We start from the raw sequence: 22,078 nt of genomic DNA, 5'->3' as shown, positions 1-22,078 counted from the left end.
AATGAAAATTGCATTTCATCGATTAAATGCAAAAAATATCGATAAAGTAAAAAAATGTAGTATATTGCACCACCAAAACAAAACCTACTTTGTAATGAAGAAACTAAAAAAGGCGTTTTTCGCCATCGTATTTGCTATTGCGTGTTTATCTACGTTTCAATGCTCAAGTTCCAAAGATGCTGTTGCTACAAGATTTGAAGAGCCAACATCTCTAAAATTAAAACAAGCATATTTTCAAGAATGGTATGCTGGTATTAAAGTTGGAGGTACTGGAATTAATGTATTTATTCCTGTTTTAGAGGAAGGTACAAATGTTGATATTGACAGTGTTTACTTTAGAAACATGAAAGCTAAACTTGTTAAAACAGAAGGGAAATATCGTGCAATTCTTAAAAGTAAGTCACGTTATTATACGTTTAAGAAAGACGAAAAGCCAGAAGATTATCCATTTGACTTAAAGGACAATGAATGTGCTATCAGTTATACTGAAAATGGAAAACAAAAGTTTTTCAAAATAAGAAACTTAAATGAGGTTGCTGGTACTTATTATGAAGAAGGACCACCTTCTTTATACGCAAGTAACTCATCTTCTATTCTGGCTGTTACGGACGATGAATAGCCTACACTAGAGTTAAGTTGTAATAAATGAATTATTAATAGCAAAAGTCTCACCTTATCGGTGAGACTTTTTTTCTTTTTACACCAAAAGCTTTGAGAGCTTTTTAATAATAATTCAATACTTTTGATGTACTAATAATTTAGGATTGAGCGGATTTAAATCTCTTTTTAAACAAACATTCATTTATGGTTTAGCAACTGTGCTACCAAGAATGTTGAGTTTTTTATTAGTGCCATTGTACACAAGTCCAGACGTCTTATCAAGTCCTGCGGAATATGGTGAAGTCTCGGTTATATTTTCATATTTTATTTTATTCAATGTCATACTAGCTTATGGTATGGAAACTGCTTTCTTCCGTTTTTTTAATAAGGAAGAGGATAAAGAAGCCGTTATAGGTACAGCTACAATTTCTTTAGTAATATCATCACTGGTGTTTTTCCTCTTGGCATTAATATTTCAAAGTCACATTGCTAATGTCATTGAAATAGATGTGAAATATGTCAACTTAGTCATATGGATTTTACTTTTAGATGCTCTAGTTATTATCCCTTTTGCTTGGCTTAGAGCGAATCAAAAACCGATGAAATATGCTATAATTAAGATTCTTAACGTTTGTATTAATATTGGGCTTAATTTATTCTTCCTATTAGCATTAAAAGATTTAGCATCTGAAGGATCTTTTTTTGAAAGTATTTATAAGCCCAACTTTGAAGTCAGTTATATTTTCATTGCAAATTTGGTAGCAAGTGGGTTTACATTGATGGCAATGCTTTCGTTTTATTTAAAACTCAAGTTTAGATTTAACAAAACGCTTTGGAAACAAATGATGAGATATGCACTTCCTGTATTGGTTGCAGGTGTAGCATTTTCTATAAACGAAGCTTTTGACCGTATTCTACTAAAAGAATTGTTACCTTCAGATATAGCAGATAGCGAAATAGGAATGTATTCAGCATGTTATAAATTAGCATTGTTTATGACGTTGTTTGCAACAGCATTTAGACTTGGAATTGAACCGTATTTTTTCAGTCATGCCAAATCAAAAAGCCCTCAAAAAAACTATGCATTAATTCTTGAATTTTTTGTAGCCTTTGGTTCCATTATACTATTAACAGTTGCTGTTTTTGCACATTTAATTAAACCTTTCATCATAAGAAGTGAGGCGTATTGGGAAGCCATGTGGATTGTTCCTATAATTCTTTTAGCAAATTTCTGTTTAGGTATATATCATAATCTTTCTGTTTGGTATAAGGTTACGGATAGAACAAAATATGGTGCCTATATTTCTGTGTTTGGTGCGGTGGTAACATTGATAATCAATCTAGCGTTTATTCATCAATTCAGTTACAAAGCATCTGCAGTAGCAACATTAGTGGCCTATGCTTCTATGATGCTATTGTCATTTTATTTTGGGAGAAAATACTATCCAATACCTTACAATTTAAAAAAAATAGGGTTGTACCTAATTGTTTCGATAGCACTGTCAGCATTATCTTTTTATTATTATCCAGGTAATTACTACATAGGAATTGCTATGATAATTGTATTTTTGGGATTAGTTGTTTTCCTAGAAAAGAAACAGTTAAAACAGATTTTGAATTAATACAATGTCTTCACTTTTTAGAAGATTAGACAAAGAAACATGGAAATAAAAATAATAAATAAATCCAACCATAATTTACCGCATTACGAGACCATAGCTTCAGCTGGAATGGATTTAAGGGCAAACCTTTCAGAAGATAGAATTCTTAAACCTTTAGAAAGAACCATTGTAGGTACAGGATTATATATAGAATTACCTATTGGTTACGAAGCACAAGTAAGACCAAGAAGTGGACTAGCAGCAAAAAAAGGAATCACAGTTTTAAATGCACCAGGAACTGTAGATGCCGATTACAGAGGCGAAATAGGCGTGATTTTAGTCAACCTATCAAATGAAGAATTTACCATTCAAAATGGTGAACGCATTGCGCAGCTAGTTATTGCAAAACACGAACGTGCAGAATGGATAGAGGTTGAAGAGCTTTCAGAAACCGATAGAGGCGAAGGGGGCTTTGGTAGTACAGGAACCAAATGATTGAAGAATTACGATTGACGATTTTAGAATAAGAAAGAAGATTGTTTCTGAATTCGTGCTAAATTTTAAAGAACATTTAAAAATCAAAAAAACCGTCTAGCGTCTATTATCTAACAGCAAAGCGGTCTAATGTCTAAAAAAAATGAAAATAATAGTACCAATGGCGGGTCGAGGCTCACGCTTAAGGCCACATAGTTTAACAGTTCCAAAACCATTAATTCCGGTAGCAGGCCAACCCATCGTGCATCGTTTGGTAAAAGATATTGCTAAGGTTTTAAAGCAACCTATTGAAGAAGTGGCTTTTGTGCTTGGCGATCCAGCTTTTTTTGGAGATGATGTGGTTGAGAGTTTAACGGAGTTGGCTGAAGATTTAGGCGCTAAAGCATCCATTTACAGACAAGATCAACCGTTAGGAACTGGTCATGCTATTATGAGTGCTAAACCATCACTTTCAGGTCCTGCGGTAATTGCTTATGCAGATACGCTGATAAGAGCTGAGTTTGATTTAGACCCAAGTGCAGACAGTGTTATCTGGACCAAGCAAGTGGAAAATCCTGAAGCTTATGGTGTAGTGAAGCTTAACGACAATCAAGAAATTATTGAGCTTGTAGAAAAACCAGAAACTTTTGTGAGTGACCAAGCCGTAATCGGAATCTATTACTTTAAAGATGTTGCCGTTTTAAAAGCGAAGCTTCAAGAAGTTTTAGACGAAAATGTAATGAATGGTGGAGAATACCAAATTAACGATGGTATAAAGCGCATGATGGCAGATGGGAAAGTATTCAAAACTGGTACAGTTGATGAATGGATGGACTGCGGAAACAAAAACGTAACGCTAGAAACCAATACCAAGATGTTAGGCTTCTTAAAAGCAGATGGCGAAGAGCAATTAGTTGACGATTCTGTCGTTTTAGAGAATTCAAAAGTAGTTGAACCGTGTTTCATCGCAAAAGGAACGGTTTTAAAGAACGCTACGGTTGGCCCTAACGTTTCTATAGGCAAAGATTGTGTTATTGAAAACTCAACCGTTAAAAATAGCTTAATACAGAATCAGACGACTATTAAAAACGCTAATTTAGACGAAGCTATGATTGGTAACCACGTTAAGTATAATGGCGAGTTTACTAAAATTAGTATTGGTGATTATACTGTGATGGAATAAATCGCGATTGTCATTCCTGCGCAGGCAGAAATCTCATTATCTCAAGTTGTTATACATTTAATGAACACAATATGAAACTAATTTTAGGAATTTTATTCTTATTGATAATCTCTTCAATGGCATTTAGTCAAGTCAGAAATGACAAGAGTATGATTCTGATTAGCACTAAATATAACAACAATCAATGCAAGTACGTGGCCTTTCGTGTTACGAGTCGTAAAATTGAAATTGATAATTGTTATGACATAGATTTGGGCAAGTTTAATTCTATCAAAACAGTTAACTTGTTAGACGAAAAATTTATCAGTAGGGTGTATAGAAAATCTACTGATAAATTAATAGAATATGAAAAGGAAATTAGTGCCACAAATTGCGACTATTTAGCACCTATTACAATATTAATTTCTGAAAACGGAAAAGACACTAAAATTGAATTAAAAAGCATTAGAAACTGTTACCCTAAATCAATGAAAGTTTTGATTGAAGGACTTGAAAAAACATTTGAGAAATATAAATAAAAAACTTGCTACAATATTGTATATAGCTCATTGCGCCTAAATTCCTAATCAGAATTAATTGCAATTTGCTATCTTTCGGTTACCGCGAAAAATCATAATCAAACACAAGTTTGGAATAACTTTTGAAACCAATTTGTCATTCAGAGCGTTAGCGAAGAATCTAAATATGAAATTAAAACAACACATAACAAAACTTCTACTAGTACTATTTTTAGTACCAAGCTTTGCTATGGCCCAAGTCGATTTCAACAAACGACCAGATGATGACTTAGGAAATGTTGAAGACGAATTTCAAGAGCACTTTTTTGAAGCCTTAAAACAAAAAGGCATAGAAAACTATGATAGAGCGGTTGAAGCGCTTCACAAATGTTTAAATCTAGATTCTAAAAAGCCTGTCATTTATTTTGAGCTTGGTAAAAACTACAACAAACTTAAAAACTTTGGAGCTGCAGAAGAATATCTAAAGAAAGCTATAGATATGCAACCAGACAATGTTTGGTTTTTAGACGAGCTTTATGATGTGTATTACCAACAAGATGATGTCAATAATGCGATAAAAACCATAAAGCAACTTGTTAGATATCACCCAGATTATAAAGAAGATTTAGCAGCTCTATATGTTAGGGAAGAACGTTATAAACAAGCGCTAGATATTTTAGATGAGTTAGATGAAGAATACGGTTTAAGTGAGTCTAGAGACGCCATGCGTAATGATATTTATAGTATTACAGGTAACGCAGACGATAGAATAGAAAACTTAGAACAACGTATTGCAAACAATCCTAATATCGAAGATAATCACCTAAAGCTGATTTACCGTTATAGCCAAACGGGTGACAAAAAGAAAGCCTACAAAGCTGCAAGAAACCTTTTAAAAGTAAAACCAGACTCTAAGTTTGTACACTTAGCTTTATATAAGTTTTACTTGCAAGACGATAAAATAGATGATGCTATCAACTCAGTGAGAATTGCATTAACAAGCCCAGAAATCAATGCAGATGCTAAGGCTAAAGTATTAAAAGACTTTGTGGCTTTTGTGGCTCAAAACCCAGAGTACGAATCCGATTTAATAGAAATAACAGCATTAATAGATCAAAATAAAGATGCTCAAACCCATAGCGATTTGGGAGCTTATTATTTAAAAGCGGGTGACAAAGTAAAAGCACTTTCAAACTTTAAAGAAGCTTTAAAACAAAATCCAAAGGATTTTAAATTGATAAAAGACGTCTTATTATTACAACTAGACATTGAGGATTATAATGCCGTTGTAGAAGATTCTGAACGCGCCTTAGAGTTGTATCCAGCACAACCAATTTTATATTTGGTTAATGGTGTAGCAAACAATAAACTGGGTGAGTACAAAAAAGCAAAAAATCAGCTGGAAATGGGCCTCGATTTCTTGATAGAGAACCCACAAATGGAATCCGATTTTTATTCAGAATTAAGTATAGCATACAAAGGATTAAATAATATTAGTAAATCCGAAACGTTTGCTAAAAAGGCACAAGCTTTAAAAGCACAACAATAAATGAAGTTACCCAAAATCTATAAAAGCCTAAAAATCACATTAAGTTTTGTGATTATAGCTACAGCATTAAGTTGTAAATCTACCAAAAACGTTATTGCATCAGGTGAAGCAAGCGATAAGCTTTCGGCTAAACAAGTGATAAAACAGCACGAAAAAAACGAAGCTGATTTTAAAACCATGAACGCCAGAGTAGAGATTGATCTTATTCAAGGAGAAAAAGAGCAAGGCCATACCTTTAGCTTTAGAATGGAAAAGGATAAAGTAATTTGGTTAAGTGCTTCTTTTGGAATGGCTCGGATGATGATAACACCAGAAAAAGTTCAGTTTTATAACAAGATTGATAACGAATACTTTGATGGAGACTATAAGTTGCTGAGTGATGTTGCTGGTATTGATTTAGATTTTGACAGAGTTCAAAATATACTTTTAGGGCAAGCAATTACTAATTTGAAAGATGAACCCTATCAAGTCGCAATAAACGAAAACTCTTATGCGCTTCAGCCAAAAGATCAAAATGCATTGTTAGAATTGTTTTATTTAATCAATCCGTCGCATTTTAAGATGGATAGTTTACAAATGTTTCAGCAATTAAAGAAGCGTATGTTACAAGTAGATTATGCGTCGTATCAAGAAGTGGATAAGCAAATTCTTCCTCAGAATATTAGAATAATTGCGGTTGAAGATTCTGATCAGGTGGCAATTACTTTAGAGTATAAATCTGTATCTTTAAATGAGGAAGTGCGCTTCCCGTTTAAAATTCCTGCTGGTTATAAAGAAATAGTTATAAAATAAATGTATTTGTCATTTCGACAGAGTGAAGAATGAACGACGAGAAATCTTTTAATATTAAAATGATGAAAAAATATTGTAATGCCTTAGTGGTTTTAGTCATATTATTTTCATCTGTGCAGTTATCTGCCCAAAGCGCTATGCAAAAAAAGCTAGAAGCACAGCGTCAGCAGATTTTAAGAGAAATAGAGGAATTCAAATTAATATATACAAGTAAGAAGAAAGAAGAAAAATCCGCTCTCACACTTATTGAAGACTTAAACTACAAGGTTAATGTTAGGCAGAATCTTATCAGAATTACCAATGAGCAAGCTAATTTACTGACCAGAGAAATAAATGCCAATCAAAAGGAAATAACGAGCCTTAGAGCGCAATTAGAAGAGCTGAAGGAAGATTATGCTGCAATGGTAGTAAAGTCTTATAAAAGTAAGTCTGAGCAGAGTAAAATTATGTTTTTGTTGTCTTCGGAAGACTTTAAACAAGCTTATAAAAGACTACAATACATTAAGCAGTATGCCAATTACCAAAAGGAACAAGGTGAAGCTATAAAGACTAAAACAAAAGAACTTCAAGATTTAAATATTCAACTTACTAAACAGAAAGAAGACAAGCAAAAGTTAATTGAAGATAACCGAATAGCTAAACGTGAATTAGAAAAAGAGCTTAAAGAACGTGAAACCTTAATGGCTTCTATAAAAGCAGATATGGGTAAATTCGCAGCTCAAATCAAGGAAAAAAGACAGGAAGCTGATCGTTTAGATAAGGAAATAAATAGGTTAATTAGAGAAGCTATTGCAGCGGCTAACAAAGAAGCTAACAAAGGAAAACCTAATACGAGCTCTAGCTCATCAAAATTTGTAATGACTCCAGAAGCAAAAAAATTAGCAACAAATTTTGAGTCTAACAAAGGGAAACTAGGCTGGCCGGTTGAAAGAGGAGTCATTAAAGGAAAATTTGGTAAAACACGCTCTTTAACAGACAACTCTGTTGAAGTCAATAATTCTGGAATTAAAATTGCAACTACAGCAAATGCTGATGTTAAAACTGTATTTAATGGTGTGGTTTCTAAAATTATACTTGTAAAAAACGCTAACCCAGGAATATTAATTCGTCACGGAAATTATTTTACTATCTATTACAACTTATCAAAAGTTTACGTCAAACCTGGTGATAAAGTCACAACAGGTCAGGTTATAGGTAAAGTATTCACTAGTAAAGTAAATGGCGAAAGTTTATTAGACTTCCGTTTATTTAAGAACGATCAAAGATTAAATCCCCAATATTGGTTAGCTAAGTTTTAATTCACCTTTACTACAACATAGCCACCATAGATTGAGCAGTTATTTGTCATTCAGAGCGTAGCGAAGAATCTAATAAAAGTAAAATTAATAAAGAGAGATTCTTCAGTCTTTCATCCTTCAGAATGACAAACATGAGTTTAAGTTTTATATAATTTAAAGATTTTTTGAATGTCATTCAGAGCGACAGCGAAGAATCTAGCCTTTAAATATGAAAACAATAGGTACACATAACTACTACGTATATATCTTAACGAATAAAAGTAAAACAGTTTTATATACAGGAATGACGAATAATCTTAAAGACAGACTATATTTTCATAATAATCCTGAGCCGTTTTCTAAAGCTTTTACAGCCAAGTATAAATGTTTCTTCCTTATTTATCACGAACATTTTTTGAGGTAGAAAATGCCATAAAGCGAGAAAAAGAGATAAAGGGTTGGAGTAGAAATAAAAAAGAGGATTTGATTAAGTTATTTAACCCTCAATGGAATTTTTTGAATCGTGAAATTTGAGAGATTCTTCAGTCCTTCGTCCTTCAGAATGACAAGCACAAGTTTAGGTTTTATATAATTTAAAGATATTTGCATGTCATTCAGAGCGATAGTGAAGAATCTAAATTAAACAAGACAAAAGATTGCTTGGTCTTACATTTTAGGGAAAATTATAGTAACAAATTACATTTTGGCTGCGCCAGTATATTAGTATAAAAACTACTCAAAAAGGGCCTTTAACTCAGTAGCATCAGCAGGTTTCATTTTTCCTGCTAAGACTAAGCTTAATTGCTTACGTCTTAAAGCAGCATCAAAGCGCTCTTTTTCAAGTTCTGTTTCAGGAATTAACTCAGGAACTTTTACAGGTCTACCAGTTTCGTCAACAGCTACAAAGGTATAAATAGCTTCATTGGCTTTGATACATTCGCCAGACTCCCTGTCCTCAATCCAAACGTCCATATAAACTTCCATAGAAGATGTAAACGCTCTTGAAACTTTAGCTTCAATCATCACCACACTACCTAAAGGAATAGCTCTATTAAAAGCTACGTGATTTACTGAAGCGGTTACTACAATTCGTCTAGAGTGTCGTCTTGCAGCAATACTAGCAGCTCTATCCATGCGTGCTAATAATTCACCACCAAATAAGTTGTTGATAGGATTAGTTTCGCTTGGTAATACTAAGTCGGTTACCGTAGTTTTAGATTGAGAAGCTGTTCTAGATTGCATAAATTCTTAAAATTTGTGCAAAGATAAGGTGCTTTTAAAGAAATAAAGGGATAAGAAAGAATTAATCTAATTTCTTAATCAATAACCACGCATCGCGGTTATGCTCTTTTCTTATGTTGTAAAGTTCTTGCTGTGCTTCGGCTCTTGTCTCAAAACTACCATAAACAACTTCGTGAAGACCATAACGGTTAACACCGATTTTTCTAGCTTTAAAACCGTTGTCTCTTAGTTGTTTTACCTTTTTATCAGAATTAGCTTCAATTCTAAAAGCGCCAGCCACAATATGATAATTACCCGTTTGTTTTTTTTCTAAAGACAGCGTCGCAGCAGGTAGTGGATTACTAATTACAAAAGTAGCTTCCTGTACTTTTGCGTCTAACTGTTCATTAGCTTGTTCTTGAGCTAATTGATTATGGCTTTCTATGGAATTATTGTAATAAGAAGCGCCTAAAAAACCACTTAGACCCAATACAACAACAGCTGCAGCAGCATACTTTAACAAATTAAGGTTAGATCGCTTTTCAGGAGTAAACGCAATAGGTGCTTTTTCTTCAATAGCTTCAACTTCTTCTTTGTAAACCTCACGATTAATATCCGAAGATGTAAAGTGAGACAACCCAAAAGAATCCGTTAGGTAATTAATATGAGTTGATGGGTCAAAAATAATCTTACCATCAGTGTTCAATATTAATTCTCCTATGTTTTGAAATTGAATAGTTTCACCTTCTACCAAGTAAGATTTAATAGATTTTACTTGCTTAGCAATTTTTTCAGTCGCTGTAGAATAAGGTATCTTTTCAACTTCGGCTATGTAGTTAGCTAAAAGACCATCATTATTTTGAAGTTGCTCATTAAAAGATAGCACCTTTTTAGGTGGATAAAACGTATGTGTAATTTCATGAACTTTTGCCGAAACACGATTGGTTAAAAAGGCTCCCAATCCAGGAACGGTAACACAATCGTAACGGTATAAAAGGTCGCTGATGTAAGTCTCTAACTGCATAAAAGCAAAGTTAAAAATTTTTGTTTCTGATGAAACTTTGTCCCTGTTTAGTTATTAACATCAGAAAAATTTAGTTTCTTGTAGGTTTGAAATCAATACTTTAAAATGACGGATCAACAATTAATTTTTGCTTTAGCCTTACAACATGTACCAAAAATAGGAGCGACTACAGCAAAGAAATTGATCAATCATTGTGGTTCAGCCGAAGCTGTTTTTAACGAAAAAAGGTCTAATCTTTTAAAGATTGATGGCATAGGTACAATTACTATTGAAGGTCTTTTTGATAAAACCCATTTTGAGGAAGCTGAAAATGAATTACGGTTCATTAAAGACAATAACATCTTAGCGCATTATTTTACAGAAGATACCTATCCCGAAAAGTTGAAACATTGTATTGATGGCCCAATAGTGTTGTTTCAGTCTGGAAATATCAATATTAAAAGCCAACCTATAATTAGTATCGTTGGCACAAGGAAAATAACTACTAGTGGAATTGCGTTTTGTGAGAAATTGGTTGAAAGTTTAGCTGTTTACAATCCAATAATTGTATCTGGTTTTGCTTATGGTACTGATATTACGGCTCAGAAGGCAGCTGTAAAACACAACTTACAAACTATTGGTTGTTTGGCTCACGGATTAAATCAAATTTACCCGAAAGTACATGAAAAATATGTTGCTGACCTAGAAAAGCATGGTGGGTTTTTTACAGATTTTTGGAGTACAGATGTTTTTGATAGAAATAACTTTTTAAAGCGAAACCGAATCATTGCAGGTTTAAGCGAAGCTACCATCGTTATAGAATCCGCTGAAAAAGGCGGCAGTTTGGTGACTGCTGATATTGCAAACTCTTACAATAGAGAAGTGTTTGCTGTACCAGGAAGAACCACAGATAGCCAGAGTATAGGTTGTAATAATCTTATAAAATTTCAAAAAGCACATTTATTGTCCGATCCTTTAGATGTACCATATCTGTTGAATTGGCAACTTGAAGACGCTTCGAGTGCCTCAGCGTCCAAGAAACATGTTCAAAAGCAATTATTTGTAGAGTTAGAAGGTGATGAAAAAGTCATCTACAATTTTTTGGAAGTCAATGGCAAGGAATTACTAGATGTTATTGCTATACAATGCAATATTCCCACTTATAAATTAGCAGGTATTTTATTAACGATGGAATTGAAAGGTGTGATAAGACCTTTGCCTGGGAAGTTGTTTGAGGTTATTTGAGCTTAACAAAGACCTCACAGGTTTTTTAAACCTGTGAGGTCTTTAAAGAGATTGGCTTTAATACCCAACCTTTTCCCTAACACGCTTCAATACATCATCAGCAACAACTTTAGCCTTTTTAGCACCTTCAGCTAACACAGCATCTAATTCTTTAAGATTATTCATATAGTAGTTATAGCGTTCTCTTGGTTCAGCAAAACGCTCTAAAATCAATTCATACAAAGCTTGTTTAGCATGTCCGTAACCGTAATTACCACCTTCGTAATTGGCCTTCATTTCTGCTATTTGACTTTCAGAAGCTAATAAGCTGTATATGGCAAAACAATTACAGGTTTTCCAATCTTTTGGTTCTTCAAGCGGAGTACTATCGGTTTCTATAGACATAATCTTTTTACGCAGTTGTTTTTCTGGTAAAAAGATATTAATAAAGTTATCTCTACTCTTACTCATTTTTTCGCCATCCGTACCAGGAATAAGCATAGTATTTTCTTGTAAACGCTCTTCAGGTAGTACAAAGACCTCTCCCATTTTGGTGTGGAATCTCGAAGCGACGTCGCGAGTAAATTCAATATGCTGCACTTGATCTTTTCCAACAGGAATAATTTCGGCATCATAGAGCAAAATATCTGCAGCCATCAACATTGGGTACATAAACAAACCTGTGTTAACATCCTCTAATCGGTCTGCTTTGTCCTTAAAGCCATGTGCAAGTTTAAGTCGGTTATATGGAAAAAAGCAATCGAGATACCAAGCAAGTTCTGTAACTTGAGGAATATCGCTCTGTCGGTAAAATACTGTTTTTTCAATATCCAGTCCAAACGCTAACCAAGTAGCAGCAACAGAATAGGTGTTATATCTTAGCTCTTCAGCATTTTTAATTTGGGTTAAGGTGTGTAGGTTGGCAATAAACAAATATGATTCATTATCGCTTTGCTCAGAGAGTTCAATCGCTGGTAAAATTGCTCCTAAAATATTACCTAAATGCGGTGTTCCTGTACTTTGTATTCCTGTTAATATTCTTGCCATAATATTACCTGCGAAGGCAGGTATCTTTTTAATTCTGCTCTATTTACTACAAGACTTCAATAAACTTCAGTCTGATAGCAAGTAATAAGCAGGAATCACTTTATTATTAAACTTAAATTTCTAATTGGAAAGCAAAGTTAAATTTTTTAGCAGAACTATAAGAAGTGATTTCATTTAAATACTTAGTTTTGGTGCTATGGGAATAATAAAATATCCATTTTGGGTTTTGTATAGAATATGGTTCTATGTTTTGGTGGCTTTACCAATCGTAATTTTGTTTCCTATTCTTTTAATTTCTATTTCTAGAGAAAAATGGTATCCGTTCTTTTTTAGGCTAGCAAGGTTTTGGGCTAAGTTTATTCTCGTAGGAATGGGCTTTTCTTATAAAGTGATAAGAGAAGAAAAACCAGATGTAAAGAAAAGCTATATGTTTATTGCGAACCACACCTCAATGACCGATATTATGTTGATGTTGGTTACAGTTAAAAATCCTTTTGTTTTTGTTGGTAAGCAAGAATTGGCGAAGATTCCACTATTTGGATTCTTTTATAAGCGCACTTGTATTTTGGTAGATAGAAGTAGTGCCAAAAGTAGACAAGCTGTTTTTTTAAGAGCACAGCGACGACTAAGACAAGGGTTGAGCATTTGTATATTTCCTGAAGGCGGTGTGCCAGAAGAGCATGTACTATTAGATGATTTTAAAGATGGAGCGTTTAGATTAGCAATAAACCATAAAATACCCGTAGTGCCAATAACTTTTTATGATAATAAAAAACGATTTTCGTATACTTTCTTTAGTGGTGGGCCAGGAAGAATGCGAGCAAAAATTCATCATTTTCTAAAGACAGAAGATTTAACAACTCAAGATACTAAAAGCTTAAATGAAAAAGCGAGAAATATTATTTTTGAGGAGTTGAGTAAACCCATAAAAACAAAAAGCCACTCTAACCAAGAGTAGCTTTTGTCATCATTGCATTCATCATTGCTTAATTGTATGCAATCTTCTAACTTAAATTTAACCTAAAACTTAAAACTTAATCCTGTATATACACCAATAAAGAATGGTCTATAATCACCATAAGTATTACTGAATGTATTTATTTGGTACTTGAACTGAGGCTCAAGATTTATATTCCAATGTTGCGACAAGTTATAGTCTAATCCCAATCCAAAATTGGCACTAAAACTTGTGTTGTTGATGTTATTAGCTTCACCTATTAAAGTTGAAGCACCATCGATGTCAGCATATATTTCATTTTGATTTAAAAAGAAAGTACTAAACCCACCAATAACATTAACCCCAAACTTTTTGTCTAATAAGCTGTACTCTAATTCTAGAGGTACTTCAATAAAACCGAAGCGTTGATCTACATCGCCAGCTAATTGTGTATTAAAGGCTTCTGGAGCAGAAGAGCCAAAAAGCATTGAAGAGCTCATAAGCACTACACCGCCAGATTTTTTGCCATAATCAATATTTCCGCCAGTAGATTGTTCTGAATTATTAGCTCTTGCAGCTGTAGATGATCCAGCAAAAGCATAAACATCAGAAGTTTTTTGACTAAGATTAACACGGTTAACGCCAGCACGTATTTTTAACTTTCTTGAAACAGCATAACTAGCATTGATGCCATAGCTCATGTTAACATCACTACTTTTGGCATTTTCATTAAATTGACTATCAATAGATGAGCCTTTTCCTAAAGAACTGTAATAAACAGGCGCAACATTTGGTGCAATGCTCCACCTGTTTTGGTTTTCTTCTTCTTTTTCATCTATAATATCTTCAGAATTCTCCGCAATAGCGTCTTCTATAGACTGTTTTTTAGTTTCGTCAACAATTGAATTTTCTGTAATGGTGTTTTCAACATTATCAGAATTTGAGTTGCTGTTGTTTTTTGTGTTTGTGGAAGAGTCATTACTAACAACAGCAGAATTACTGTCTTTAATAGTGTTCTTTATTGCAGATTCCAGTTCATTTTCTGTTGAGAGTTGATTGGTCTCAGAACTATTGGTTTTTGACTTGTCAGAATTAGAAGTCACTTTTGAGCCATCTTTTATTTGGTCACTAATAGTTGTAATGCCTTGTTGTTTTTCAGTAATACCAGCTTCTTTTTTATTATTGATGTTTTTGTTTTCTGTAATGCGATTTCTTTGAGATGTATTACTTAAAGTATTGGCGGAATTTTCTTGCTGGGATGGTGTATTTTCTTTTGTGTTTAAGTTCAAATTTTTATCAGAAGAAGAATTCGCTAAACCATTGTTGTAATCGCTTTTAGATTCTTTAAGTTCATTCTGTATGCTTTTTGAAGAATCTTTGATATTTGTTTCTGTTTTCTTGTTTTCTTCTTTTTGATTAGAATTATTTGTTTCAACAACAGAAGGGTTTAGATTTTTGTTATTTCCAGAATTATAAACAGCAACACCTACAGTGAGTAAAATGGCTATTACAGCAGCTACACCGCCATATTGCCACCAAAGAGCAATAACACGTCGCTTTTTCTTTTTCTTAGGAAGACTTTCAGAAATACGATTCCAAACGGCATCATCTGGTGCCATTTCAAAATCCTTGAACTTTTCTTGAAAAAGTCTATCTATATTTTTCTTATCGTTCATTTTTATAAACTCTGCGAATTAGAATTCGCTTTGTAATTCTCTATTTTATCTTTCAAAATCAATCTTGCTCTTGCTAAATTTGATTTAGAAGTTCCTACCGAAATGTTAATCAACTCACTAATTTCAACATGAGAATAACCATCTAAAACGTACAAGTTGAATATCAACCGATAACGATCTGGTAATTCCTGAATAATTTTTAGTAGAAACTCCAGACTAACATCATCATCATTTATATCTACTGAAACATCTTTAATATTATCTTCATTAACAATATCAAAAACACCAACATTTTCTCTGTACCGTTGTAATGCAGTATTTATAGCTATTCGTTTTAACCAACCTTCAAAAGAACCTTTATTTTTATACTGATCTATTTTATTAAATACAGTTATAAATGCATCGTGCAGATTATCTTCCGCCTCAGCATAGTTATTAGAATACTTAAGACAAACCGAAAATAGCTTACTTGCGTATTGCTTGTATAATTGGCTTTGAGCTTTAGCATCTTGTTTTATACAATTTTTTATGAGTTGTTCTAAACTCACATTAGTTTTGGGATTAATTAATAATTATTTTCTTTTCAAATAGTTTTCAAAAAAAATTACTCATCAACTACAGGTACTTCAACTATATAGTATTGATCTATACCTTGCGAGTCCTCTCCTTGGAAAAATTTAAACACATAAGTATCGTGTCCTAAAACACTAAAATTAAAACTTACTGTAATCTCTTCCTCATCACCAATACAATTTGACTCTCCATTATAATAAACGGTATTTACTATAGCTACGGTTCGTTCACTCCCATTAATTTCATAAATAAAATCATTGAATTGATAGCATGGACTTGGCTTGGTATAGGTCATTGAAATTTCATAAGTTTCACCATGTACAAATTGTGTCGGGACATCCACACTTTCAATAGGAAGTATTTCCAAATAATAATCATATTCATTAGTATTATCATCTAATGAGCATGAAGTAAGCAAACTGAAAAAAAAGATAAATATTAAAGCATATTTTCTCATAATCATCATTAATCAAATTATTTCACTTCGTAGATGCATAAAGTTCAAAAGGGTTGCGTCTAAAAACAAAAAAATCCTGAAATTTTTCAGGATTTTAATTTTTTAAACTAGGCTTCGTTAATTATTGCCCTAACTTTTTCTTCGAGCTCGTCCATTAATTCAGGGTTGTCTTTTATCAATGACTTTACAGCATCTCTACCTTGCCCCAACTTAGTGTCTTCATAGCTAAACCAAGAACCACTCTTCTTCACAACATCTTTTTCTACTGCTAAATCCAAAACTTCACCGACTTTTGAAACTCCTTCACCATACATGATGTCAAATTCTGCTGTTCTAAATGGTGGTGCTACCTTATTCTTTACCACTTTTACTCGGGTTTTATTACCCATAACGTCACCATTAGAGTCTTTAATTTGAGTTGAGCGTCTTATATCTAATCTTACTGAAGCGTAAAATTTAAGTGCGTTACCACCAGTTGTAGTTTCTGGATTGCCAAACATCACACCAATTTTTTCACGTAATTGGTTAATGAAAATCATAGTACAGTTTGTTTTACTAATGGAAGCGGTTAATTTTCTTAACGCTTGAGACATTAAACGCGCATGTAAGCCCATTTTAGAATCACCCATTTCACCTTCAATCTCACTCTTTGGTGTTAAAGCCGCAACAGAATCGACTACTACGATATCTATAGCTCCCGAACGTACCAAATTATCAGCGATTTCTAAAGCCTGTTCACCATTATCTGGTTGAGAGATGATTAAATTTTCTAAATCAACACCAAGCTTTTCAGCGTAAAAACGATCAAAAGCATGTTCAGCATCAATAAACGCAGCAATACCTCCAGCTTTTTGTGCTTCGGCAATAGCATGAAGTGTTAAGGTTGTTTTACCTGAAGATTCAGGACCGTATATTTCTATTACTCTTCCTCTTGGGTATCCGCCTACTCCTAAGGCAATATCTAAGCCTAAAGAGCCAGACGAAATTGCATCTACATCTACAATAGCCTGATCACTCATTTTCATCACAGTACCTTTTCCGTAGGCCTTATCTAACTTGTCTAGCGTTAGCTTTAACGCTTTTAATTTTGCATCTTTTTCACTACTCATTTCTTCTTATTGTCTTAATTAAATTGATATCAAAAATACCACTTATTTTATTTTTTTCAATTTAATGACGCAACCATTTTACACTTTTTACATCTACAGTTTGAAAAAGGAAAAAATTGCTATGAAAATTTTTTAAAAAGTAGGTGTAAGTCTTTAAGATGAAGTCTATTTTTAAAAACACCAAATTAGCGAAGACATTAGGCGTTTCAATTGTCGTGAACACCTCGATTCTTGATAGTCGGTGTAGGTTAGCATAAATTCTTAAGTTAGTAGTTGTTAATCTTAAAAAAGCATTTTGTTGATTCAAAATGCTTTTTTTACTCCAAAACTTTTCATTTCAGTAACAAATAATACCTTTGCACCGATTTATTAACTCTTAAAACGTAAGTATAGCATGCAACTGTACAACAAATTAAGCGCTAATGAACGTGCCGAACTTATTGAAAAAGCAGGTAAAGAACGTCTTACTCTGTCTTTTTACAAATATGCGCGCATTAGCAATCCACAAGAATTTAGAGACCAACTGTTTATTAAATGGAACAGTTTAGATGTCTTAGGTCGAATTTACGTCGCTACCGAAGGTATCAATGCCCAATTATCGCTTCCTGCCGAAAATTTTGAAAACTTCAAAACTCATTTAGACAGCATTGACTTTTTAGAAAATGTAAGACTAAACATTGCTGTAGAGCAAGACAATATGTCTTTTTTAAAGCTGAAAGTTAAGGTGAGAGATAAGATTGTTGCCGATGGATTAAATGACGATACTTTTGACGTGACCAACAAAGGAATACACGTTAATGCCGAAATGTTTAACGATTTAATCGAAGACGAAAACACGGTGTTAGTAGATATGCGTAACCACTACGAAAGCGAAATAGGTCACTTTAAAAACGCCATAACGCCAGATGTAGATACCTTTAGAGAGTCTTTAGATATTATTGAAGACGATTTAAAAGCACACAAAGAAGACAAAAAATTAGTGATGTACTGTACTGGCGGTATCCGTTGCGAAAAAGCCAGCGCATATTTTAAACACAAAGGGTTTAAAAATGTCTATCAACTTGACGGTGGAATTATAGAATACACAAGACAGGTCAACGAAAAAGCTTTAGAAAATAAGTTTATAGGAAAGAATTTTGTGTTTGACGAGCGTCGTTCAGAAAAAATAAGTGATGATGTTATTGCACAATGTCACCAATGCGGGAAACCTTGTGACACGCACGTTAACTGTGCAAATGATGCTTGCCATTTACTATTTATCCAATGTGAAGATTGTAAAGCTGAAATGGACAATTGCTGTTCTTCAACTTGTAAAGAAATAAACGCATTGCCTTACGAAGAGCAAAAAGCATTACGTAAAGGGCAAGGTAATAGTAACGATATCTTTAAAAAAGGACGTGCAGACCATTTGCCGTATAAAAAAGACTTGCGTAATATTTTTGAAACTCTAAAAAGTAAACAAGACTAGTAAGATGCAAAAGATAGAATTAATGGCGCCTGCAGGAAATTTTGAATCTTTGCAGGCAGCTTTAGATAATGGCGCAGACTCGGTTTATTTTGGAGTAGAGCAACTAAATATGCGTGCTCGTGCGTCTATTAATTTCACTTTAGACGATTTAGAAGAAATCTCTAAACGTTGTCAAGCCAAAAATGTAAGAACGTACCTAACGCTTAATACTATTATTTACGATCACGATTTATCTATCGTAAAAACCTTAGTAAAAAAAGCGAAAGAAGCTAATATTACCGCCGTAATCGCAATGGATCAAGCAGTAATTGCTGTAGCTAGAGAGTTGGGTATGGAAGTTCACATTTCAACACAAATTAATATCACAAACATCGAAACTGTTAAGTTTTACGCCATGTTTGCAGATACAATGGTGTTAAGTCGCGAGCTTAGTTTACGTCAAGTAAAACACATCACAGAGCAAATTGAAAAAGAACAAATCAAAGGTCCATCAGGTCGTTTGGTAGAGATTGAAATTTTTGGTCACGGCGCGTTATGTATGGCGGTTTCTGGTAAGTGTTATATGAGTTTACATTCGCAAAACTCGTCTGCAAATCGTGGTGCTTGCAAACAAAATTGTCGAAAAAAATATACCGTTATCGACCAAGAAACTGGTTTTGAAATGGAATTGGATAACGAGTATATCATGTCGCCAAAAGACCTTTGTACAATCGACTTTTTAGACCAAGTAGCAAATGCAGGTATCAAAGTTTTAAAAATTGAAGGTCGTGGTCGTGCGCCAGAATATGTGGCTAGAGTCATCAAATGTTACCGAGATGCAATTGATAGCGTAGAAAATGGCACTTACGATAAAGACAAAGTAATTGGTTGGATGCAAGAGCTAGAAAAAGTCTACAATCGTGGTTTTTGGAGTGGTTACTATTTAGGTCAAAAATTAGGCGAATGGAGTAAAGGTTCAGGTTCGCACGCAACGCAAAAGAAGGTGTATATTGGTAAAGGCATTCATTTTTATCCAAAAGCTAAAATTGGCGAATTTAAAATTGAAGCGTACGATTTATCATTAGGTGATACTTTGCTAATTACTGGTCCAACAACAGGTGCAAAAGAGTTTGAGTTGAAAGAAATGCTAGTTAATGACCAAGTGTTAGAAAAAGGAACAAAAGGAGACTCAATTACTATTCCATTAGAGTTTAGAGTAAGACCATCAGACAAACTTTATAAAATTGTAGAAAATAAAGTTGAAGCTTAATGGTTGTTGTTACCTTGCAAAGAAACAAGTGTATTGGCTGTAATTACTGTGTAGAGTTGGCGCCAAACCAGTTTAGGATGTCAAAAAAAGACGGTAAAACAGTATTATTACATTCAACCGATAGGAAAGGTTTTTTTACCCTAAAATCTAACGATTACGAAATTTTAGAACCCTGTACTGAAGCTTCAAAAGCATGTCCAGTAAATATAATTTCGGTAAAAGATGTTTAAAAAGCAGAATAAATACAACTACAAGTCAAAGCTGTTTTAATAGTATTAAATTTTTATTGTTGTAATGTTTTAAAATTGTGAGCATTACGAAATAAAAATAAAATTATTTATTTAGGTTATTAACCTGTTAAACAATGAATTAATTTTCTGAATAAATAATAGTATCTTTACTTTTTAAATATTTATGAATCCTTTATCTGATTTTCAAGAAAATCAGACTTAATATATAACTTTTTTATGGCTTGTAACAGTTGTACAACTGATAAAAACGGCCAACCAAAAGGATGCAAAAACAATGGAACTTGCGGTACAGATAGCTGTAATAAACTCACTGTTTTTGATTGGTTAGCTAATATGTCGCTTCCAAACGGACAAGAACCCTTTATTGGAGTTGAGGTGCGTTTTAAAAACGGAAGAAAGCATTATTATAAAAATACAGAAAATCTTACGTTAAGTATTGGAGATATTGTGGCTACTCAGGCAAAATCTGGCCACGATATAGGTATGGTTACGCTTACAGGTGAACTTGTAAGAGTACAAATGAAGCGCAAAAAAATAGATATAGACGATGCAGAAAATGTACTTAAAATCTATAGAAAAGCTTCTCAGAAAGATATAGATATTTGGTCGGATTCTAGAGATAAGGAAGAGCCGATGAAGGTTAAAGCACGTCAGTTTGCGATTGACCTTAATCTCAAAATGAAAATTTCAGATATTGAATATCAGGGAGATGGAAGCAAAGCAACATTTTATTATACTGCGGAAGAGCGTGTAGATTTTAGAGAACTGATAAAAGTTTTTGCACGTGAATTTAGAACGCGCATAGAAATGAAACAAGTTGGCTTTAGGCAAGAAGCCGCACGACTTGGCGGAATTGGTTCTTGTGGTAGAGAGTTGTGTTGCTCTACCTGGTTAACGGATTTTAGATCTGTAAGTACCTCAGCTGCGCGTTACCAACAATTATCTTTAAATCCCTTAAAACTAGCAGGTCAGTGTGGTAAATTGAAGTGTTGTTTAAACTATGAGTTAGACGCCTATTTAGACGCATTAAAATCATTTCCTAAGACAGACGCTAAACTCTACACAGAAAAAGGTGTTGCAGTATGCCAAAAGACAGATATTTTCAAAGGTTTAATGTGGTATGCTTACGAAGGAGAATGGATGAATTGGCATGTTATTACTGCAGAACAAGCCAATGAAATAGTCGAAAAAAATAAAAAGAAGGAAAAAGTAGCTAGTCTTGAAGAATATGCTGCAGAGCATATTCAGGATACTAAAAACGAATTTGAGAACGTTGTAGGTCAAGATAGTTTAACGCGTTTCGATAATCCAAAATCGAATAAGAAACGTAACAATAAAAGAAAGAGTAGAAACAAAAACCGAAATAGAAAACGTAACCAACAACCAAATGCAAAAAAGAAACAATAAGTTATTCCTAATTACCGCTTTATGTTTTCTAATGTTAGGTTGCGATTCTAAAGCAGTTTTTGATGTTTATGAATCCGTGCCAAATCAATGGCACAAAGACTCTTTGGCGACTTTTAAGTTTGAGGCACCTGACACCACAAGCAATTACAATCTTTATGTAAATATTAGGAATAACAATGAGTATAAGTTTAATAACTTATATCTAATTGTAGAGCTTAACTATCCAAACGGTAAGGCTGTTAAAGATACTCTAGAGTATAAAATGGCTGCTCCAAACGGAGAGCTTTTAGGAGCAGGATTTTCTGATGTTAAGGAAAGTAAATTATGGTACAGAGGCTATGATGCACCATTTAAATTTACAGAAGAGGGTAACTATTCCGTAAATGTTCAGCATGCTATGAGAGAAAATGGAGACGTTAATGGTGTTGAAAATTTAGAAGGAGTTACAGATATTGGTTTTAGAGTAGAACACGCACAATAACA

General features: G+C 33.6%; 22 protein-coding genes and 1 pseudogene. 16 read left to right on the top strand and 7 right to left on the bottom strand.

Going from position 1 to position 22,078, the window contains the following annotated elements; genetic code table 11:
- Nucleotides 1-94 precede the first annotated feature (94 nt).
- The 9 genes and pseudogenes from QGM60_RS12950 (at nt 95) to QGM60_RS12910 (ending at nt 8,507) form a co-directional block, all read left to right on the top strand.
- Nucleotides 95-619 carry a hypothetical protein gene (locus QGM60_RS12950; RefSeq protein WP_281140678.1) on the top strand — a complete coding sequence of 175 codons (525 nt, stop codon included), beginning with the start codon at nt 95-97 and terminating at the stop codon, nt 617-619.
- A gap of 145 nt (nt 620-764) precedes the next feature.
- A complete protein-coding gene (locus QGM60_RS12945; protein WP_281140677.1) occupies nt 765-2,222 on the top strand; it encodes an oligosaccharide flippase family protein in 1,458 nt (485 codons plus the stop codon).
- 39 nt (nt 2,223-2,261) lie between these two features.
- A complete protein-coding gene (gene dut, locus QGM60_RS12940; RefSeq protein ID WP_281140676.1) occupies nt 2,262-2,696 on the top strand; it encodes a dUTP diphosphatase in 435 nt (144 codons plus the stop codon).
- Between the two features lie 142 nt (nt 2,697-2,838).
- Nucleotides 2,839-3,858, top strand: a complete 1,020-nt coding sequence (locus QGM60_RS12935; protein WP_281140675.1) for a sugar phosphate nucleotidyltransferase — start codon at nt 2,839-2,841, stop codon at nt 3,856-3,858.
- Nucleotides 3,859-3,929: 71 nt separating this feature from the next.
- Nucleotides 3,930-4,376 (top strand): hypothetical protein, encoded by a 447-nt coding sequence (locus QGM60_RS12930; RefSeq protein WP_281140674.1) that lies wholly within the window; start codon nt 3,930-3,932, stop codon nt 4,374-4,376.
- Nucleotides 4,377-4,542: 166 nt separating this feature from the next.
- The gene (locus QGM60_RS12925) at nt 4,543-5,904 is read left to right on the top strand and encodes a tetratricopeptide repeat protein (RefSeq protein WP_281140673.1); all 1,362 of its coding nucleotides are present in this window, start codon (nt 4,543-4,545) and stop codon (nt 5,902-5,904) included.
- A complete protein-coding gene (locus QGM60_RS12920; RefSeq protein WP_281140672.1) occupies nt 5,905-6,696 on the top strand; it encodes a DUF4292 domain-containing protein in 792 nt (263 codons plus the stop codon).
- Nucleotides 6,697-6,725: 29 nt separating this feature from the next.
- The gene (locus QGM60_RS12915) at nt 6,726-7,994 is read left to right on the top strand and encodes a peptidoglycan DD-metalloendopeptidase family protein (protein ID WP_281140671.1); all 1,269 of its coding nucleotides are present in this window, start codon (nt 6,726-6,728) and stop codon (nt 7,992-7,994) included.
- A 208-nt stretch (nt 7,995-8,202) separates the two neighbouring features.
- Nucleotides 8,203-8,507, top strand: a pseudogene (locus QGM60_RS12910) (GIY-YIG nuclease family protein).
- 198 nt (nt 8,508-8,705) lie between these two features.
- Here QGM60_RS12910 and QGM60_RS12905 read toward each other — a convergent pair.
- Nucleotides 8,706-9,215 (bottom strand): acyl-CoA thioesterase, encoded by a 510-nt coding sequence (locus QGM60_RS12905; protein WP_281140670.1) that lies wholly within the window; start codon nt 9,213-9,215, stop codon nt 8,706-8,708.
- Between the two features lie 61 nt (nt 9,216-9,276).
- Entirely contained in the window at nt 9,277-10,218 is a 942-nt protein-coding gene (locus QGM60_RS12900; protein WP_281140669.1) for an SPOR domain-containing protein, read from the bottom strand.
- Between the two features lie 105 nt (nt 10,219-10,323).
- Between QGM60_RS12900 and dprA the strand changes: the two genes are divergently transcribed.
- Nucleotides 10,324-11,442: a DNA-processing protein DprA gene (gene dprA, locus QGM60_RS12895; protein ID WP_281140668.1), complete on the top strand. Its 1,119-nt coding sequence runs from the start codon at nt 10,324-10,326 to the stop codon at nt 11,440-11,442.
- A 57-nt stretch (nt 11,443-11,499) separates the two neighbouring features.
- On the opposite strand, the gene trpS is transcribed toward dprA, so the two are convergent.
- Nucleotides 11,500-12,468: a tryptophan--tRNA ligase gene (gene trpS, locus QGM60_RS12890; RefSeq protein ID WP_281140667.1), complete on the bottom strand. Its 969-nt coding sequence runs from the start codon at nt 12,466-12,468 to the stop codon at nt 11,500-11,502.
- 196 nt (nt 12,469-12,664) lie between these two features.
- Between trpS and QGM60_RS12885 the strand changes: the two genes are divergently transcribed.
- Complete coding sequence (locus QGM60_RS12885; protein WP_281140666.1) at nt 12,665-13,426, top strand: lysophospholipid acyltransferase family protein; 762 nt, start codon at nt 12,665-12,667, stop codon at nt 13,424-13,426.
- A 62-nt stretch (nt 13,427-13,488) separates the two neighbouring features.
- Here the strand turns inward: QGM60_RS12885 and QGM60_RS12880 are convergent, their stop codons facing one another.
- From QGM60_RS12880 to recA, 4 genes are all read right to left on the bottom strand, one after another.
- Nucleotides 13,489-15,081 carry a hypothetical protein gene (locus QGM60_RS12880; RefSeq protein WP_281140665.1) on the bottom strand — a complete coding sequence of 531 codons (1,593 nt, stop codon included), beginning with the start codon at nt 15,079-15,081 and terminating at the stop codon, nt 13,489-13,491.
- A 2-nt stretch (nt 15,082-15,083) separates the two neighbouring features.
- Nucleotides 15,084-15,629, bottom strand: a complete 546-nt coding sequence (locus tag QGM60_RS12875) for an RNA polymerase sigma factor (protein ID WP_281140664.1) — start codon at nt 15,627-15,629, stop codon at nt 15,084-15,086.
- A gap of 56 nt (nt 15,630-15,685) precedes the next feature.
- On the bottom strand, nt 15,686-16,111 hold the full coding sequence (locus QGM60_RS12870) for a hypothetical protein (RefSeq protein WP_281140663.1): 426 nt from the start codon (nt 16,109-16,111) through the stop codon (nt 15,686-15,688).
- Between the two features lie 107 nt (nt 16,112-16,218).
- The gene (gene recA, locus QGM60_RS12865; protein ID WP_281140662.1) at nt 16,219-17,220 is read right to left on the bottom strand and encodes a recombinase RecA; all 1,002 of its coding nucleotides are present in this window, start codon (nt 17,218-17,220) and stop codon (nt 16,219-16,221) included.
- Nucleotides 17,221-17,614: 394 nt separating this feature from the next.
- Here recA and QGM60_RS12860 point away from each other — a divergent pair, with 394 nt between their 5' ends.
- The 5 genes from QGM60_RS12860 (at nt 17,615) to QGM60_RS12840 (ending at nt 22,076) form a co-directional block, all read left to right on the top strand.
- Nucleotides 17,615-18,688, top strand: coding sequence for a rhodanese-related sulfurtransferase (locus QGM60_RS12860; RefSeq protein ID WP_281140661.1), 1,074 nt, complete (start codon nt 17,615-17,617; stop codon nt 18,686-18,688).
- 4 nt (nt 18,689-18,692) lie between these two features.
- On the top strand, nt 18,693-19,937 hold the full coding sequence (locus QGM60_RS12855; protein WP_281140660.1) for a peptidase U32 family protein: 1,245 nt from the start codon (nt 18,693-18,695) through the stop codon (nt 19,935-19,937).
- Nucleotides 19,937-20,167 (top strand): ferredoxin, encoded by a 231-nt coding sequence (locus QGM60_RS12850; protein WP_106680623.1) that lies wholly within the window; start codon nt 19,937-19,939, stop codon nt 20,165-20,167. The genes QGM60_RS12855 and QGM60_RS12850 overlap by 1 nt, the downstream gene beginning before the upstream one ends.
- A gap of 237 nt (nt 20,168-20,404) precedes the next feature.
- Nucleotides 20,405-21,595 (top strand): regulatory iron-sulfur-containing complex subunit RicT, encoded by a 1,191-nt coding sequence (gene ricT, locus QGM60_RS12845; protein ID WP_281140659.1) that lies wholly within the window; start codon nt 20,405-20,407, stop codon nt 21,593-21,595.
- Nucleotides 21,576-22,076, top strand: coding sequence for a gliding motility lipoprotein GldH (locus tag QGM60_RS12840; protein WP_281140658.1), 501 nt, complete (start codon nt 21,576-21,578; stop codon nt 22,074-22,076). Before ricT ends, QGM60_RS12840 begins: the two co-directional genes overlap by 20 nt.
- The last annotated feature ends 2 nt before the right edge of the window (nt 22,077-22,078 follow it).

Origin of the sequence: Winogradskyella sp. SYSU M77433 (genome assembly GCF_029911945.1) — a bacterium.
GTDB lineage: Bacteria > Bacteroidota > Bacteroidia > Flavobacteriales > Flavobacteriaceae > Winogradskyella.
This window is presented reverse-complemented; position numbering and strand designations above follow the sequence as displayed.

Coding starts and splice junctions, on each gene's coding strand:
- QGM60_RS12850 (WP_106680623.1), top strand. CDS start 19,937: ATGGTTGTTGTTACCTTGCAAAGAAACAAGTGTATTGGCTGTAATTAC.
- QGM60_RS12840 (WP_281140658.1), top strand. CDS start 21,576: ATGCAAAAAAGAAACAATAAGTTATTCCTAATTACCGCTTTATGTTTT.
- QGM60_RS12935 (WP_281140675.1), top strand. CDS start 2,839: ATGAAAATAATAGTACCAATGGCGGGTCGAGGCTCACGCTTAAGGCCA.
- QGM60_RS12925 (WP_281140673.1), top strand. CDS start 4,543: ATGAAATTAAAACAACACATAACAAAACTTCTACTAGTACTATTTTTA.
- QGM60_RS12855 (WP_281140660.1), top strand. CDS start 18,693: ATGCAAAAGATAGAATTAATGGCGCCTGCAGGAAATTTTGAATCTTTG.
- QGM60_RS12880 (WP_281140665.1), bottom strand. CDS start 15,081: ATGAACGATAAGAAAAATATAGATAGACTTTTTCAAGAAAAGTTCAAG.
- QGM60_RS12905 (WP_281140670.1), bottom strand. CDS start 9,215: ATGCAATCTAGAACAGCTTCTCAATCTAAAACTACGGTAACCGACTTA.
- dut (WP_281140676.1), top strand. CDS start 2,262: ATGGAAATAAAAATAATAAATAAATCCAACCATAATTTACCGCATTAC.
- QGM60_RS12920 (WP_281140672.1), top strand. CDS start 5,905: ATGAAGTTACCCAAAATCTATAAAAGCCTAAAAATCACATTAAGTTTT.
- ricT (WP_281140659.1), top strand. CDS start 20,405: ATGGCTTGTAACAGTTGTACAACTGATAAAAACGGCCAACCAAAAGGA.
- QGM60_RS12900 (WP_281140669.1), bottom strand. CDS start 10,218: ATGCAGTTAGAGACTTACATCAGCGACCTTTTATACCGTTACGATTGT.
- QGM60_RS12870 (WP_281140663.1), bottom strand. CDS start 16,111: ATGAGAAAATATGCTTTAATATTTATCTTTTTTTTCAGTTTGCTTACT.
- QGM60_RS12860 (WP_281140661.1), top strand. CDS start 17,615: ATGCAACTGTACAACAAATTAAGCGCTAATGAACGTGCCGAACTTATT.
- trpS (WP_281140667.1), bottom strand. CDS start 12,468: ATGGCAAGAATATTAACAGGAATACAAAGTACAGGAACACCGCATTTA.
- QGM60_RS12915 (WP_281140671.1), top strand. CDS start 6,726: ATGAACGACGAGAAATCTTTTAATATTAAAATGATGAAAAAATATTGT.
- QGM60_RS12885 (WP_281140666.1), top strand. CDS start 12,665: ATGGGAATAATAAAATATCCATTTTGGGTTTTGTATAGAATATGGTTC.
- QGM60_RS12950 (WP_281140678.1), top strand. CDS start 95: ATGAAGAAACTAAAAAAGGCGTTTTTCGCCATCGTATTTGCTATTGCG.
- QGM60_RS12930 (WP_281140674.1), top strand. CDS start 3,930: ATGAAACTAATTTTAGGAATTTTATTCTTATTGATAATCTCTTCAATG.
- recA (WP_281140662.1), bottom strand. CDS start 17,220: ATGAGTAGTGAAAAAGATGCAAAATTAAAAGCGTTAAAGCTAACGCTA.
- dprA (WP_281140668.1), top strand. CDS start 10,324: ATGACGGATCAACAATTAATTTTTGCTTTAGCCTTACAACATGTACCA.